Origin of the sequence: Phytoactinopolyspora endophytica, assembly GCF_004138495.1 — a bacterium.
Lineage (GTDB): Bacteria > Actinomycetota > Actinomycetes > Jiangellales > Jiangellaceae > Phytoactinopolyspora > Phytoactinopolyspora endophytica.
Window position 1 is genome coordinate 16012 of sequence record NZ_ML142855.1, and the last position, 1397, is coordinate 17408.

The 1397-nt window shown below is 70.4% G+C and carries 2 protein-coding genes; both read left to right on the forward strand.

All coding sequences use genetic code 11. The features are described from left to right. The coding region (locus tag ELR45_RS14915) for a PhnE/PtxC family ABC transporter permease (protein WP_420813887.1) at positions 1-235 on the forward strand (235 nt) is incomplete at its 5' end. 137 nt (positions 236-372) lie between these two features. Next, on the forward strand, positions 373-1397 hold a 1025-nt coding region (locus ELR45_RS14920; protein ID WP_129667343.1), incomplete at its 3' end, for a zinc-binding dehydrogenase.

The window sequence follows — 1397 nt, forward strand, 5'->3', positions numbered from 1 at the left end:
GGTCCTCCCGCAGACCGTGCCGGCATTGGTCGGTTCGACCCTGTATCTGCTCGACGTCAACATCCGCACGTCGACGGTGCTGGGCATCGTCGGTGCCGGCGGCGTGGGCTTCCTGTTGTTCGAGGCCGTCCGGACACTCAACTTCGAGTTCGCCGGGGCGATCATTCTGATCATCTTCGTCATCGTCTATCTCATCGAAAGGCTCTCCGGGTGGATTCGATCGCACGTGATGTGAGCGGAACCTCCAGGGCGACCGGCCGGGCACCTGGCGCCGGCATGGTCGCCTCTGACGCTGCCGGTCGCGAGGTGGTCGCCGGGGCCGCCGGTCCGCAGGAAACGAGGGCTGCGGACGGACCCGCTCCAGGTGAAGCGATGGTCCAGCTCTGGAACGGCGGCACGGACGTGGTGTCGACGCCGGTGCGGTTACCGTCCTTGCAGCCGGGTGAGGTGCTTGTGAAGATCCGCTTGGCAACGGTCTGCGGCAGCGACCTGCACACCGTGGCCGGGAGGCGGCATTCGCCTGCTCCCGGAGTGCTCGGGCACGAGGCCGTCGGCGACGTGATAGCGGTGGGTGGTGGCGGTGCGTCCGACGTCGGCGGGCAGCCGGTGAGTGCGGGCGACCGGGTGGTGTGGAGCGTCGTCGTGAGCTGTGGCGAGTGCGACCGGTGCCTGGCCGGCCGCAGCGCCAAGTGCCGCGCCGTGCGCAAGATCGGGCATGAGCCGTTCGACGGGGCGTGGAGGTTGTCCGGCTGCTACGCCACTCACGTCCACCTGCCCCGAGGCGTGCATCTGGTACGCATCCCGGAGCACGTCCCGGATTCCGTTGCCGCGCCGGCGGCCTGTGCGACGGCCACCGTCGTCGCGGCGATCGATCGTGCCGGCGGCTTGACCGGGAGACGCGTGCTGATCAGCGGCGCCGGGATGCTCGGTATCACGGCTACGGCGCTGGCGGCGGCGGAAGGCGCCTCCGACGTCGTCGTCACCGACGTCCATCCGGAACGGTTGAGCCTGGCCGACGAGTTCGGAGCGCACCGCACGCTGGATGTGAGTGGTGCGGCCGAGGGCCAGGTCATGGCCGCGGGCAACGGTCGTTTCCCAGGCCAGGACAGCAGCCCGGCCGGGGGAACGGCCGCGAAGTTCGACGTCGCGCTGGACTTCTCCGGCGCGGCCGATGCCGTCGAGCAGGCGTTCGGCGCGCTCGATGTCGGCGGCGTGCTGGTCCTGGCCGGATCTGTCGCACCCGGGCGCGAGGTCCGCCTCGATCCGGAGCGCGCGGTCCGTCGTTGGCTGAGCGTTCGAGGCGTGCACAACTACGAGCCGTGCCACCTGGCGTCCGCGGTCGAGCTGCTGGCGCGGACGACAGACCGCTACCCCTGGGCACGGTTGGTCGACGAGCC